Origin of the sequence: Pseudomonas baltica (genome assembly GCF_014235765.1) — a bacterium.
Taxonomy (GTDB): Bacteria; Pseudomonadota; Gammaproteobacteria; order Pseudomonadales; family Pseudomonadaceae; genus Aquipseudomonas; species Aquipseudomonas baltica.
Map to the genome: position 1 here is coordinate 38,697 of NZ_JACMYH010000004.1, position 14,176 is coordinate 52,872.

Genomic DNA, 14,176 nt, shown 5'->3' on the forward strand with positions numbered 1-14,176 from the left:
AAAGCAGTGAACTATCCATCTGATCTAGAGGCATCTCAGCGACCATGAGGGTTTTCGCGGCAGTTCTCTGCCGTTGAGCTTCTCAGCTCTAACCATTGAAAAGCAAATTGCACCGGGTACACCACTCTTGTACTGCGCGCTGGCTCATTGGAAAGCGTAGAGTCGGTTGACTTGCATCAGCAACCGTCAAAATCAGTGCGAAGTCTTTGAATCGACGTGTGCGCTGGAATGTTGGAACGCTCATGCCTGTCGCGTTAACGACCCGAGCACTGCCTCCCATCTCCATAGTCTCGACCTCCCGCCATTCGCAATGCCAGCCTATGACCCACGAGAAGTCTCGGATTTGATAATCGCCAGTCACACTTTGACATTGAGCGAGTTTCCGCCGGGCTTGGTCAAAGACTATGAAGACCGGGCTTGGATAGCCGAGCAACTGGGTACCGTCGAGGCCCAAGCATTCCTGATGGTTGACAGAGGCGACGAGTGATTTCGCTCGTTTTTGCTGCTGTACCAAATACCACATTGCGAGGCAGAGAATTGAAACGGCCACTAGGAAAAATTGAAATACGTCGGTTGTCCGGTTCTCACTCGAAAGGGCCATGGCCAGTGATGACCCTATTGTCGCGAGTCCTGATAGACCCGCTGCAGGTATCGCGATACCACTGGCTAGGCTGATTCCCGCAATCTTCAAAGCATTTTTCATAGCTACCTCCAATGTCACTCATAGAGGACATGCTAGGACATGTTTTTGCATTTGTCACTTATAGAGCGTGAACTCATAGGGCGTGGTCCTATAGTAGGGGTACTCATAGCATCCTCTCCTTTACGGGAGAGAATAATGGCGATTGACCCACGTACCGCCTTCGGCTTACGGCTGATTGAGATCAGGAAGGCGAAAGGTTGGTCGCAGGAGCGCTTAGCGCTGGAAAGCGGCTTGGCGCGCAGCTATCTGGGGGGCGTGGAGCGTGGGCAGCGCAATATTGCACTGTTGAACATCTATAAGCTTGCAGAGGCCTTGGCAGTCACGCCAGGATCACTGATGGATCCCCCAGCGGCGAAATGAGTGCTTTCAGAAATAGTCTCTTCTGGTCAGCGGAGTAGAGTACTCCCCTTAGCCTCAAGGCTGTGCACGACATCCGCTAGCGGCGGCAACACGTCACTGGGACGCAATTGGGATTCAGGTCAAGAAGGGTTGGACGCATTGTAAGCATAGGTTGTCCCCAAGGCCGCTGAGACTGATTTCTACCGAAATCAGTCTCAGCGGCCACATTCTTTGTGCTGAGCAGAGCCAGCACAAAGAATGTATGAAATCGCTGGGGACAAAAAATCAGAGTGTTGCGTCCAAGGTAAATCAGCCACGACAGTGTGTAATCACTGTGGCTGGAATGTGTCGTTAGTATGGTAAAACTTCGGCTACATTGTGGCAGGAATGTGTGCCTATGATGGTAGGACTGTGGCGAGAGTGTGGAAGTTTTGGTTGTTCTATTCCTAATGAGTTACTAAGGCTCTATTGATTCCGGGACCGATTGACGCCGAGGATCTGTCGTAAACGTTCGAACCGGATTGGTCGCCACTATAGCTAAAGGAGTCAAGCCATCTTTGCCACCCTGGCCTGCTGTTCCATAGGTGCGCCGGGTTTTTGCGGAAGCATGTCCTAAGCCACGGCTAACGCTATCTCCGTCGGTGAAAGCTTTCATATCAGCCGCCCATTGGTGCCTAAAACAGTAAGCCGTGACGGACTGTTTGTGCTGTGGCCATAGGTTGCTGGCTAGGCGTCGTACCTCAACCGTAAAATTCACTGCGCTCTCAATTTTTACTTCCTGTATCGGTACGTCGTCGCTGCAGTATGCGAATTTACATATCTCACGAATGAGTGGATGAGGATCACTCACACTGTATTTAATGATCCGCCACGGTTGTCCTTGCTCGGACTTAACTTTGGCGCCTCGTATACAAAAAGCAATAAAATCTTCACCGGTCGCCGGATCTATTTCTCTACATACAGCCACGCCGTGTTGAAGCTCTGCGGGACGGCAGCCTGTTAGAGATGCTACTAGTATCGGTAAGGCATATTTTCCGTGGTCGGCGCGCTTATACAGGTCATGCCGCCAACTGGCAGGTAGCCCCCGAAGAGCCTGGCGTTTACTGTGGCGTTTACGTCTCGTGGGTAGGAAGCCAATGTCTTGTGATTCGCGTAATTGCATCAGTCGCTTCAAATGGAAATTAAGCTGATGCGTCAAATGTCTAGATTGGATCGCATCAGTTGTCTCGGCCAGGCGCGCCATCAGCATTTCGTGATGTTGTAGCAATGTGTATTGAACGGCCGCTAAGCGCTTGTAAAAGGTGCTACTACACTCCGTTGCTTGTAATACTTCCGATAATCCACCGGGTATGTAAAGCGACCGTTTTATCAAAGTTGCAGCCAGTCTCAGATATTCTTGAGTCGTTCTTTTATGGGGGGCTTCGCGTTTCTCCGATTTCTTCTGCAGGCTAGATACAACTTTCTGGCACTCATCGGCTAATTGGTGCAGTGGTGCTTGTGGGTCTACTCTCATCACTTTGCTCCCTCTAACTAGAATGGCCAGCCTCGCAGTGGATGTCCTTTGGCAGCATCAATCATTGGTAGGGCTGAGTTTTTTGATATCAGGGTGGTATACCGACTGGTCCGCACGGTGTACCGAAATCGAGTTTTCAAGCGTCCTCGGCCTTATGGTTTTTCTCTTCTTGTATGGGTGACCCTGTGTCACCTCAAACCACGTTTCACATGACATGCAGTCAGCCGAAGCGATGCGGTACCTGTCCAGAGGTCAGGTGACTGTCAGTCCTGTGTATAACTTACTCGTCATTCCGATTGCGCTCATGTATTGCGCTTCGTATGGATAGGAGCTTATTAAAAAGGTCTGGATTGCTCTCAGCCAAATGGTCCAGGTCGGCTTGATTGATCTGAAAGCCGATATTGGTTTGGCTCTCAATGATCTGCAGGTGCTCGATATGTATGTGTTGACCTTCAGTTTCTCGACTATGCAGCATGCGCTTAAGCTCCTGCACCGCGTCTTTGATCTCGCCGGGCCGATACTTCCATTGCGCATGACCGCGGTGGCGACCCTGAGAGTCGCTGATCATTATTTTTTCCGTCAGCTGATACTGGTTGTACTTTCGAGCGCGTGACTTGCAGATATAGCCTTGGTCTTCGAGCGATTTGATCTTGCGCATAACCTGACGCTCACTGATTCCCGCTTTCCGTGCAATCGTCTGGACTGAGGGAATTGACAGGCCGGTTCTCAAGTCACAGTGGGATTTGATGACGCAGTAAACCGCGAAAGCGTCTGGTCCCAGCTTCGCGAGCTCGTGTTCCACCATCGCCTGAAAAACGTGAAACCAGTGTGTATTGGATTTCAACCGATCCTCTGGGTCTTGGCGATCAATGGAATTTAGCGATATCTCCAGACTGCTCATTTTCGTCCCTCCACCTGAGCCTTCTTGGTTGGACGTCCAACCGTATGGCGAGCGCTCGCATGCCCCGGAGGGGGAATGAGTGCAGAAGTCGCCGCCGGTCCACCACGCATCCACTGCCTCAAGTCCCCGAGTCTCCATCTCAGGCGTGAAAGACCTGGAACAGGATCAAGACCGGGCAATTTCCGTTGACGCACTGTCAGCAAGCTGAAGCCGGTCAGTGCTGCTACCTCTGCTACGCCAACGAGAACATCGTCGCCAAGCTTTTGGATTTTTAGAATGGTTTCGTAGTCTACTGTCATCTCGGTTCCGCTCGATTGCTCTGAAGTGACTCCAGTTTTCGCCAATCAAGCGCTCCATTTCTAGGACAGCTTTTTGGCAGGGGATATCGGCCTCATGAGCGCAAGCATTCAGTCGCAGCTGCTTTTACCTGACGTCCCAGATGAAGACGTTTCGAATTTCATAGTGCTTGAAATGACAAGGCATCGAGAATCGGGACGAAAGAAATTCTTGGTTCGAGTGCCCGTGGACAGAGTCACGCATCTGTACGCGCTCATGTTGCGAGCATCAAAAAAAACAAAGAGCTCGCTAGAAAATCAGCTGACAAGTATCACAGGGCTGGAAAATGGCAGGACCCTGCGGCGCTACGTTAGCGGTGAGGCGCACATGGCTTGGCCCACATATCGAAGGATGTTGATGTGGGCGCTGGCCGAAGGCTGGATCAAGGATTACGTTTTTGGATTTTTGGTCATGGAGTCGTTCCATAGCGAAGCCGCGCAGCTCGCATTGCGGGGGGGTATGGAAAAGACTAGGAGACAAGCTACAGAGATAATTTTAACGAAAGAAGAAATTATCAGTGCGTTCAACAAAGCTTACAGAGCCGTGGAGCTCGAACGTAATGCCATTGTCGTTCGTCGAGCCGAACTCAATAGCCAGTTTAAGGAATTGGCTATCGAGTTCGATTTCCAGTTCGACTGATCAGGCTAATGTCGGTTGCAAACGTAGCGATTCTAAATATCCCTCGCCCGTCCAACGGACGTATCCATGTGTGTTGGGGGCGATTGAACACTGGCCATGGGCATACAAGAGTATCTAAAGCCGCGATTATTGATCGGGAGTGGGCTTTGGTACAGGACCCGCCTCGTCATTCCCCCACGGCAGTTCAGCCAGCTCGGCAATGGATTGAAATTCTTTTAAATACTCTGGTTGGTGTCTGGCTAACCATCGCACAACGGAGGCGTTGGCGAGGAGCTTGGTTAGGTAACCTTTGATGACCGTGAGATGAAGAACGTCAGGCCCGTAGTCATCTTCGATTGTTTTGATCTGCATCTGCAGGGCGGCTAGCTCACGCTCTAAGCGTGCAATGGACTCTGGAGATATCTGCTGGTCAGGTAGGGGTTTTCTCGTGAAGACCAGTTGGTCGGATGGCGTGGCTGCCAACAGGGCTTTGGCAAGAAGAACGGATAAATTTCGGTTTCCAATCATTAGCTCAGCTGCTTCGATTTGTCTCAATGGTTTCATCTGTCGTAGAAGATTGAACACATTGGCAGGGCAATCAGTGTCACCCAAGAGCGAAATGACCTCGGCACAAATCCCGTTAAGCAGACGAAACCGTTGCTTGATCGTCTGTTGTGACAAGCCAAGAGCCTTGCCGAGCCGCTCGGCAGAGACCCCTCGCTCCATTGCTCGCACGATCATCTTGTTGCTGTGCACAGCAGAAAGTCGGTTGGTACGTTTGTTATACGAGTACGTGTCATCGTCAGTTGCCACTAGGCAATCGACTTCGAGCTCGTCCAAATCCTTAAGTGCCTCAATACGTAGATGACCATCCAACAAAAAGTAATGCCCGGTTTGGCCAGGCACTGGTATCACAACTGGCGGCTCGACCAGCCCAACGTCTTGAATCGAGGCGAGGATTTGCTGGTATTTGAGACTTTCTTTAACAGAAGGTCGTGATATTTTGAGCGGCATAATATTGATGATTTCGACTCGAACGCACTCATCCAAAAAGGCATTTTTCGGTACGTGAGTCGGCTGAGTGTTAGAAGAAGCATATAGTCGACTAGACATTACAAACCTCCTCCATTCCAAAGCCGAGCTTGTATCAACTTCGGCAACGAATCCAGATGCTCATCAAAAAGGAGCTTTTCGAAATCACTGACGGATAAGAGTTCTTTGATAGCCTGGATGGAAAAAACAACCCGATCCTGTGTAAAAGCTGCCTTTTTAACCATTAAGCGCTGTCGTTCGGCCTCTCGCTCGAACAGCCGCCTTAAGTCAGCTGGGGTCAGTCTTTTCTTTTTGTTATTTTGGCTAATGCCGAGTGCGCTTCCTCGCACGAGCTTGTCCTTTTTGGCGCGGAGTTCCAGAAGGTGCCTAAGTTTGGTTATTTTCTTTCCCTTGAATCCGCGTTCGTAGGCGTCAGTCAGTAAATTTTGAATGTCACTTTCGCTACTGCGTGCGATATCCGTCGCCATACTCAGCGGAATCAAACCAGTCTCAACCGCCGATAGGAGTTTTTCTTCACCTCTTTCGATCAACACAACAATCATGCTGACCCATGAAGCAGTGCTTCCAATTATTTTTGCGATATCGGCATCCGTCTTACCCCGCTCTTTCAGGCGTCCAACCTCATTCATCAGGTCTATCGGACGGTGCTGCCTTCGAGCAACATTCTCAACCAGGCTCATCACAAGGCATTCTTCTTCATCAGCGTCAATTACAAACGCTGGAATTTCTAATGCTTCCAGAGCGAGAAATGCTTCAAGACGGCCTTGCCCACATACTAAATCGTAATTGAGCGGCCCTTGGGGAGAGGCTTTTCGACTTACGGTAATGGGGCGTTTGAGGCCCGCCGTTCTAATATTTTCGATGAGCTCGCTGTGGACCTTCTTGTTCCTGGTCCGAGGGTTCAGGATATGGATTTGTGCTATCGGTATTAGTGTTACACGGTCTCGTGTAGTTGATGGGCCGGTCATTGGCAAGCCTCTTTCAGGGAGCAACGAGCAGCTAGCCCGTTAAGAACATCCAGAGTTGCGAAGCAGTAGCTGTCGATCAAAGGGCTGTTTTCTTCGGCCATTTTCTGTGGCCAAGCGCCCATGTCTATAAGTGGAACAAGGTAATAGTCCCTGACTTTCTGGTTTGCTTGCTCCATGCGCACAGCAATGGTGATATCAGGGGCCAAGCTATTGTCAAATCTCAGTTTCCATCGAAGAGTGCCTGCCGGAGTGGATTGGCAGCGGGCGATAACTACGGATGCGGTCCATTCATCGTTAACCGTCAATACATCATTTTGAGCACTGATTTCCACACTCGCCCCAGCAAGTTTCAAGTGCTTTATTACGTTTTCAAAAACCTGCGGATGCAGTTGTCGCAGCGACCGATTTATATCCAAATATCGGTAGTCCCGATCCGGTGCATAACCTACAAGGGTATATGCACGTAAAAGCCCGCCAAAACGACTTATATAAGCGGCGCTAGAGGGCATATTATCCTGCTCGTCGATGAGCATCCCGGACAACGATCCCGCCTGTTGAAGTAAGGCTCCGAGCAGCTCTAGCATTTGTACGTCATCTAGGCGATATGAGCGCTGCAAGATTATTTCGCGAGCGCAGGTAAACACCTCCAGCGAAACAACTCCTTGAAATGCGCCGTCACAGCGAACCCACTTGTCGGGTGGATTGCGACTGATACGTTTGCGCAGCTTGGAGGATGTTTTGTTGTAGACATTGTTGCCAATATATTTCTCGTTGGTCAGCACTTGGTGGACGCTGCCCCTGCTCCAAGGGCGGTCGAAGTCGGTGAGCAGGCCATCTGCATTTAGTACGTTGGCAATCTCACGCTCGTTCAGTCCGCTGTGGATGAATTGGTGATAGATGTGCTGTACCACCTCAATTTCAGCCTCGGGCCCAGGAATTAGGATGACCCTGTCTGTCTGGATGCTTTTTTGCTGGCCTCTCGATAGTTCTGCCTTGAATTCATTTTTCTCATCAATCAGCGCCCGGCGTAGTCCATAACCAGCCGGGCCACCCTGATGAAAGCCTTTCTCCACAAGACGGCATTGACCGGCGAAAACTTTTTGAGAGAGCTCGCGGCTGTACTCTCCAGCCATTGAACGCTTGATGCCCTTATAAATCGTTGCTAAAGGTGAACCGTCGTTCTCGAAGGGCTCTGCGCAATACACCACCTGGATGCCGGAACTGGTGCATAGGTATTCATAATGAGCACTTTCGTCAGTGTTTTGAAAACGTCCCCAGCGACTCACGTCATAAACCAGAATGACTTGGAACTGGATATTCCCCGCCTGGACGTCATCAATCAATCTGCGCAAAGCATCGCGACCACCGATATCTAGGCCGCTTTTGCCTTCATCCCGATAGGTTTTAACGATCTCCATACCATGGCTCGTGGCGTAAGCATGGATAGCCGCGGACTGATTTTCGGTGGAATAGCGTTGGTGATCAGTAGACATGCGAACGTATTCCGCAGCTTGGATCAAACTGGCAGAGCTGTCTTCCGATTTTTTTCGCTTGGATGGAGAGGGCAAGGTGGGCCTCCTCTAGACCAGAAAGTCTGGCCCATCTATTCAGCATAGCGATGCTTTGTGACGTGGTTGTGACGAGGCATTACCACAAACTGGCTCATAGCGACAACCAGTCAACCATCGCGCCAGAAACGATAGCTGTAAGCTGAACCGAAACCGATTTCGTACAAGCTGCGCCCGGCTAAAATGGGTCGGTTTCTGCCGTTGGCCAATGATCGCAATGGGTCTACTTTTTGAGGGTCGAGTTCTTCAACTTTACTGGTCAAGTTCGGTGCAAACGACTGGCCAAGTCGAATGCAAATGTGCCCCGTCTGAGCAATAGCCACAGACGGGTGTGGTCTGATCAAGCCAGCTTTGCTGCCAGCTCCTCCGCGGTAATGTTGTAATACCGCTTCAGCATGTTTACCTCTCGATGCCCCGTCACGCTCGCAAGCTCAATCAAATTCGGCAGCTTAGTCGCAAGCCGACAGGTCGCCTCATGCCGCAAGTCGTGAAAGCGCAGATTGATCAGGAAGTCTTCCTGCGGGGTTACCTGCGCAGCACCACAATCCCCCAAGTATTTCAGCCTCGCACGCTCCAGACCTCGAACGAAGGCCTTCTTGAGCGCATCAGCAGTGGTGGGAAAGACTCGACCGCACAACGAGCGCGGCAAATCCTTTAGCAGTTGAATAGCCTTCGGCGAAAGCGGGACGGTTCTGGGCAGGCCGTTCTTGGTTGCGGGGAGATGCGCTGTTCTACGATCCAGGTTCACATGCTTCCAGCGCAGCTCGAAAATCTCACCACGGCGCATCGCTGTCTCAATCGCCAGCTGGACTATGGGCCGTATCCAGGGATTGTGTGATGCATCGGCGTAGGTGCCGTCGGCACGTCGCTCACGAAGCTCTAACGCGCCGAGCATGTATTGCTCTTCAATTGGGTCGAGCCGTCGCGAGCGCTCGTCGTTATAGCTTGGACGACTGACCATCCTGACCGGATTTTCAGCGAGATGAATTCCCCACTCGCGGCGAGCGACCTCGATCACGCACTGAAACAAAGCCAGCTCACGTTTCACCGTATTGCCTTTGCGGATCTTCAAGCGCTCGTCACGGTAGCGGGCAAAATCTGAAGAGGTAAGGGTCGCAACGATGCGTGTCGCCAGCGGATGACGCTTGAGTGCTTCCAGGCGTTTGATTTCCGAATACGCGCCTTTGTGCTTCGGAGCAATTTCGGAAATGTAGCGATCGATGAGTTGATGAAAGGCAGTGCGTTCAGCCTCGACGCGAGAGACAAAGATGCCCCGGTCGATTTCGCTTTCGATCATGCGCGCCCAGGCTTGAGCATCGGATTTGGTTTCGAAGGTTTTGCGCTGGGCTGGATAGCCCTTACGGCGAATTTGCGCTTCCCACTGATACTCGCCGCGATTCCTGATTGTTGCCATTTCGACCATTCCCGCCACACTTGAGTGTGGCAAATTTGTGGCAAAAACGACTTTCAGGACTAGGACAGGTTTCTGGCAGTGAAGCTAACCCCTTGTTATACAAGGGATAGGAGGTGGTGCACCAGGCGGGATTCGAACCCACGACCCCTGCCTTCGGAGGGCAGTACTCTATCCAGCTGAGCTACTGGTGCGACGCGGGCGCCATGATACCCATGTCGGGGGTGGTCGTCCATTGCGATAACCGGCACATCGTTTGTAATCTGCTACGGTGACACTCGCGCAAGCCGACCATACCCAGGCTTGCAAGGCGTGTCGTTCTTTTTTTCGAACGGCTATTGTCCTTTGGTGCCATAGATCCTAGGATTCGTTTGAGATTTCAAACGCTCTTGTCTGGTTGCCGATGCGCATGCGTTCATCCATGCGGTATTTCACCTCAGCCCAGGCGCCTTTTCATCCCTCCATTCGTGCCGTCACGTACGGCGCCATCAAGGAAGCCGACATGCAGCTCAAAGACACCTCGTTGTTCCGCCAGCAAGCCTATATAGATGGTGCGTGGCTGGGCGCCGACAGTGGGCAGGCCATCAAGGTCAGCAACCCTGCTACCAACGAAATCCTCGGCACCGTGCCGAAAATGGGCGCCGCCGAAACCCGCCGCGCCATCGAGGCTGCCGACAAGGCGCTGCCGGCCTGGCGTGCGCTGACCGCCAAGGAGCGGTCGAACAAGCTGCGCCGCTGGTTCGAACTGATGATCGAAAACCAGGATGACCTCGCGCGCTTGATGACGCTTGAGCAGGGCAAGCCATTGGCCGAAGCCAAGGGCGAGATCGTCTACGCCGCTTCGTTCATCGAGTGGTTTGCCGAAGAAGCCAAGCGCGTCTACGGCGACACCATTCCCGGCCACCAGCCGGACAAGCGTCTGATCGTGATCAAGCAGCCAATCGGCGTGACCGCCGCCATTACGCCGTGGAACTTCCCGGCCGCGATGATCACCCGCAAAGCAGGCCCAGCGCTGGCCGCAGGCTGCACCATGGTGCTCAAGCCTGCCTCGCAGACGCCGTTCTCGGCACTGGCGCTGGCTGAGCTGGCTGAACGCGCAGGCATTCCCAAGGGTGTGTTCAGCGTCGTGACCGGCAGCGCTGGCGACATCGGCAGTGAGCTGACCAGCAACCCGATCGTGCGCAAGCTGAGCTTCACTGGCTCGACCGAAATCGGTCGCCAGTTGATGGCCGAGTGCGCCAAGGACATCAAGAAAGTGTCCCTGGAATTGGGGGGCAACGCACCTTTCATCGTGTTCGACGACGCTGATCTGGACAAGGCGGTCGAGGGCGCGATCATTTCCAAATACCGCAACAATGGCCAGACCTGCGTCTGCGCCAACCGCATCTATGTGCAGGACGGCGTTTACGACGCGTTCGCCGAGAAGCTGAAGGTTGCGGTGAGCAAGCTCAAGATCGGCAACGGTCTGGAAGAAGGCACCACTACCGGGCCACTGATCGACGACAAGGCCGTGGCCAAGGTCAAGGAACACATCGCCGACGCGGTCAGCAAGGGCGCAACCGTACTCACCGGTGGCAACGCGCTGCAGGGCAACTTCTTCGAGCCGACCGTGCTGGTCAACGTCTCCAAGGACGCCGCCGTGGCCAAGGAAGAAACCTTTGGCCCACTGGCGCCGCTGTTCCGCTTCCAGGACGAGGCCGAAGTGATTGCCATGTCCAACGACACCGAGTTCGGCCTGGCTTCGTACTTCTATGCCCGCGACATGAGCCGTGTGTTCCGTGTTGCCGAGGCGCTGGAATACGGCATGGTCGGTATCAACACCGGACTGATCAGCAACGAAGTGGCGCCGTTCGGCGGCATCAAGGCCTCGGGCCTGGGCCGCGAAGGCTCCAAGTACGGCATCGAAGATTACCTGGAAATCAAATACCTCTGCATTTCGGTGTAACCCACCGCGCAGAACCCTTGGCGGCCGGCGGCCGCAGCAGTCGATCATCGTATGCTGCTGCGGTACTTACCGGCCGCTTTATCCTTGAATCACGCCGACCGATGAGCGGCGAATGAGGAATGTCATGAGCAAGACCAACGAATCCCTGATGCAACGCCGCCAGGCCGCCGTGCCACGCGGTGTGGGCCAGATTCATCCGATCTTTGCCGAGTCGGCGCAGAACGCCACGGTTACCGACGTCGAAGGCCGCGAGTTCATCGACTTTGCCGGCGGCATCGCGGTGCTCAACACCGGCCACGTTCACCCCAAGGTGATCGCCGCTGTGCAAGCGCAATTGCACAAGCTGACGCACACCTGCTTTCAGGTGCTGGCGTACGAGCCGTACGTTGAGGTCTGCGAGAAGATCAACGCCAAGGTACCCGGCGATTTCGACAAGAAGACCTTGCTGGTGACCACAGGCTCCGAAGCCGTGGAAAACGCCATCAAGATCGCGCGTGCCGCCACTGGGCGCGCCGGTGTCATCGCCTTCACCGGCGCCTACCACGGTCGCACCATGATGACCCTGGGCCTGACCGGTAAGGTCGTGCCGTACTCGGCTGGCATGGGCTTGATGCCCGGCGGTGTGTTCCGCGCGCTGTACCCTTGCGAACTGCACGGCGTCAGCGTCGACGATTCGATTGCCAGCATCGAGCGTATCTTCAAGAACGACGCCGAGCCGCGTGACATTGCAGCAGTCATTCTCGAGCCGGTGCAGGGCGAAGGCGGCTTCTACGTCGCGCCCAAGGCTTTCATGCAGCGTCTGCGCGCCCTGTGCGATCAGCATGGCATCCTCTTGATCGCTGACGAAGTGCAGACCGGCGCAGGCCGTACCGGCACGTTCTTCGCCATGGAGCAGATGGGTGTCGCACCCGACCTGACCACCTTCGCCAAGTCCATCGCTGGCGGTTTCCCTCTGGCCGGGGTATGCGGCAAAGCCGAGTACATGGACGCCATCGCTCCAGGCGGCCTGGGCGGCACCTACGCGGGCAGCCCTATCGCCTGCGCGGCAGCACTGGCCGTGATGGAAGTGTTCGAGGAAGAGAACCTGCTCGATCGCAGCAAGGCAGTCGGCGAGCACTTGGTGGCGGGCCTGCGCGCCATCCAGGCCAAGTACCCGGTGATTGGTGATGTGCGCGCACTGGGCGCGATGATTGCCATCGAGCTATTCGAAGGCGGCGACACCCACAAGCCGAACGCCGCAGCAGTGGCCCAAGTCGTAGCCAAGGCGCGCGACAAGGGTTTGATCCTGCTGTCGTGCGGTACTTACGGAAACGTCCTGCGCATCCTGGTTCCACTGACGGCGCCTGACGAGCTGTTGGACCAAGGCTTGGCCATCATCGAAGAGTGCTTCGCTGAGCTGGCGTGAGTGATGTGATCGTTTGATAGAAAAACCCGCTTCGGCGGGTTTTTTTATGGGGTGGTTTTAGTTTGCACCTCGTTTGCAGCCAGGCGCGTCATGCGCTAAAACCCTCTGCTGAATCCGTTTTTTTGCAGTACCGTTCATACTCACCACCGAGCGTCATGCTGTCATCCCTGGCCCATGGAGTGCGCCTATGAATACCGCTACCAGCATGCCCCCTCGTGTGTTGATCGCCGAATCCGACCCTTGGATGCGTGATCTGTTGTCGCAGATGCTGCTCGATGTACGTTGCGATGCGCGCCTGCAGGCGTGCGCCACGGGACCTGAGGCGCTGGAGCATCTGCGCGAGCCACCGGACTTGGTGATTGCAGCGCGCGAGTTGCTGGGCATCAGCGGTCTGGACTTGCTGCGCGGAGTGCGCAAGAGCCCTCGTCTGTCGGCCTTGCCGTTCATCTTGTTGAGCGAGCGCAGCGACAGCGCGAGCGTGCGCGAAGTGCTGCCCCTAGCGCCGACGGCCTATCTGACCAAACCCTTGAATATGACCAGTTTGAAGGCGCGCCTGCAGACGCTGTTGTCTGGCTCCGCAGAGGTGGGGGTTTGCCGGATTCCGCAGATCGCTGCCGGTACCACTTTGGAACAGTATCTGACGCGCCGCCGCCTGGACTGCGACGGTGGGCCGCTGCTGTGCGACGTGCAGGCGGCGGTACAGCGGGCGCTAGGGCCACAAGGCTTGAACCTAAAGGTGCTGGAAGCCAACGTGCGCAGCGACCCGCAAGTCACCGGGGTGCTGGTGAGCGCCGCTAACAGTGCGGCGAAACAGGGCGCGGCGCCGGTGTTGACGCTGATGCAGGCCTTGCAAGCGCTGGGCCCTACGCAGAGCATGAATCTGCTGCTGGGCATGACCACCCGGCCCAGTGCCTACCTGAGTGACCCGCTGCTGTTCGAACAAGCCGAAATCTGCTGGAACCGCTCGACCCACACAGCCGAATTCGCTCGCAACATTGCCCATCAACAGAATGTGGACGAGTGGCGCTGCTATTGCGCAGGCGTGTTGCACTGCCTGGGCGATCTGGCGCTGCTGCGCGTTTTGCAGGAGTGGCGTCTGGCAGGCGGTGAGCTTGACCAGACGAAGCTGACATACGCGCTACGAACGTTTGGTGCGCCTTATGGCTCGGAATTACACCGACGCTGGCGATTGCCGCTCGAGCTGCGCGAGATGATCGCCGCGGCCTACCAGTTGGGCGGAGGGGTGTACACAAGGGAAAAACTGATCGTGAATATTGCAGCGCAGATGGCATCGCTGGGCGCCGACGAGGACGTCACCCAGATAGCCCAAGGCAAACCAGCACGGTTGCTCAAGATAGGCGTGTCGCAGCTGAACTGGTGGCGGGGCGCGCCAATGATTCGCTGACGCGCTGGACT

Annotated in this window: 12 protein-coding genes and 1 tRNA gene; 5 read left to right on the forward strand and 8 right to left on the reverse strand. The window is 54.6% G+C overall.

Features of this window, described 5'->3' with window-relative positions; genetic code table 11:
- Nucleotides 1-88 precede the first annotated feature (88 nt).
- Nucleotides 89-703, reverse strand: coding sequence for a hypothetical protein (locus H7993_RS14610; protein ID WP_185794818.1), 615 nt, complete (start codon nucleotides 701-703; stop codon nucleotides 89-91).
- Nucleotides 704-838: 135 nt separating this feature from the next.
- Here H7993_RS14610 and H7993_RS14615 point away from each other — a divergent pair, with 135 nt between their 5' ends.
- A complete protein-coding gene (locus H7993_RS14615; RefSeq protein ID WP_005737328.1) occupies nucleotides 839-1,063 on the forward strand; it encodes a helix-turn-helix domain-containing protein in 225 nt (74 codons plus the stop codon).
- A gap of 436 nt (nucleotides 1,064-1,499) precedes the next feature.
- Here H7993_RS14615 and H7993_RS14620 read toward each other — a convergent pair whose 3' ends face one another.
- Both H7993_RS14620 and H7993_RS14625 read right to left on the reverse strand, forming a co-directional pair.
- Nucleotides 1,500-2,555: a site-specific integrase gene (locus H7993_RS14620; protein ID WP_185794819.1), complete on the reverse strand. Its 1,056-nt coding sequence runs from the start codon at nucleotides 2,553-2,555 to the stop codon at nucleotides 1,500-1,502.
- Nucleotides 2,556-2,835: 280 nt separating this feature from the next.
- Nucleotides 2,836-3,456 (reverse strand): helix-turn-helix domain-containing protein, encoded by a 621-nt coding sequence (locus H7993_RS14625; RefSeq protein ID WP_185794820.1) that lies wholly within the window; start codon nucleotides 3,454-3,456, stop codon nucleotides 2,836-2,838.
- Nucleotides 3,457-3,849: 393 nt separating this feature from the next.
- Here H7993_RS14625 and H7993_RS14630 point away from each other — a divergent pair, with 393 nt between their 5' ends.
- The gene (locus H7993_RS14630) at nucleotides 3,850-4,431 is read left to right on the forward strand and encodes a hypothetical protein (RefSeq protein ID WP_185794821.1); all 582 of its coding nucleotides are present in this window, start codon (nucleotides 3,850-3,852) and stop codon (nucleotides 4,429-4,431) included.
- A gap of 126 nt (nucleotides 4,432-4,557) precedes the next feature.
- Here H7993_RS14630 and H7993_RS14635 read toward each other — a convergent pair whose 3' ends face one another.
- The 5 genes from H7993_RS14635 to H7993_RS14655 all read right to left on the reverse strand — a co-directional run bounded on the left by H7993_RS14635 (nucleotide 4,558) and on the right by H7993_RS14655 (nucleotide 9,604).
- A complete protein-coding gene (locus H7993_RS14635) occupies nucleotides 4,558-5,523 on the reverse strand; it encodes a plasmid partitioning protein RepB C-terminal domain-containing protein (RefSeq protein WP_185794822.1) in 966 nt (321 codons plus the stop codon).
- Nucleotides 5,523-6,431 (reverse strand): plasmid partitioning protein RepB C-terminal domain-containing protein, encoded by a 909-nt coding sequence (locus H7993_RS14640; protein ID WP_185794823.1) that lies wholly within the window; start codon nucleotides 6,429-6,431, stop codon nucleotides 5,523-5,525. Before H7993_RS14640 ends, H7993_RS14635 begins: the two co-directional genes overlap by 1 nt.
- Nucleotides 6,428-7,999, reverse strand: coding sequence for a recombinase family protein (locus H7993_RS14645; protein ID WP_280517419.1), 1,572 nt, complete (start codon nucleotides 7,997-7,999; stop codon nucleotides 6,428-6,430). The genes H7993_RS14640 and H7993_RS14645 overlap by 4 nt, the downstream gene beginning before the upstream one ends.
- Before the next feature lie 340 nt (nucleotides 8,000-8,339).
- On the reverse strand, nucleotides 8,340-9,422 hold the full coding sequence (locus H7993_RS14650) for a site-specific integrase (RefSeq protein WP_235668689.1): 1,083 nt from the start codon (nucleotides 9,420-9,422) through the stop codon (nucleotides 8,340-8,342).
- Between the two features lie 105 nt (nucleotides 9,423-9,527).
- A tRNA-Arg gene (locus tag H7993_RS14655) sits at nucleotides 9,528-9,604 on the reverse strand.
- 308 nt (nucleotides 9,605-9,912) lie between these two features.
- On the opposite strand from H7993_RS14655, the gene gabD reads away from it, so the two are divergent.
- From gabD to H7993_RS14670, 3 genes are all read left to right on the forward strand, one after another.
- A complete protein-coding gene (gene gabD, locus H7993_RS14660) occupies nucleotides 9,913-11,355 on the forward strand; it encodes an NADP-dependent succinate-semialdehyde dehydrogenase (RefSeq protein ID WP_122795954.1) in 1,443 nt (480 codons plus the stop codon).
- A 124-nt stretch (nucleotides 11,356-11,479) separates the two neighbouring features.
- Nucleotides 11,480-12,760: a 4-aminobutyrate--2-oxoglutarate transaminase gene (gene gabT / locus H7993_RS14665; protein ID WP_185794824.1), complete on the forward strand. Its 1,281-nt coding sequence runs from the start codon at nucleotides 11,480-11,482 to the stop codon at nucleotides 12,758-12,760.
- Nucleotides 12,761-12,947: 187 nt separating this feature from the next.
- A complete protein-coding gene (locus H7993_RS14670) occupies nucleotides 12,948-14,165 on the forward strand; it encodes an HDOD domain-containing protein (protein WP_185794825.1) in 1,218 nt (405 codons plus the stop codon).
- Nucleotides 14,166-14,176: the final 11 nt, after the last annotated feature.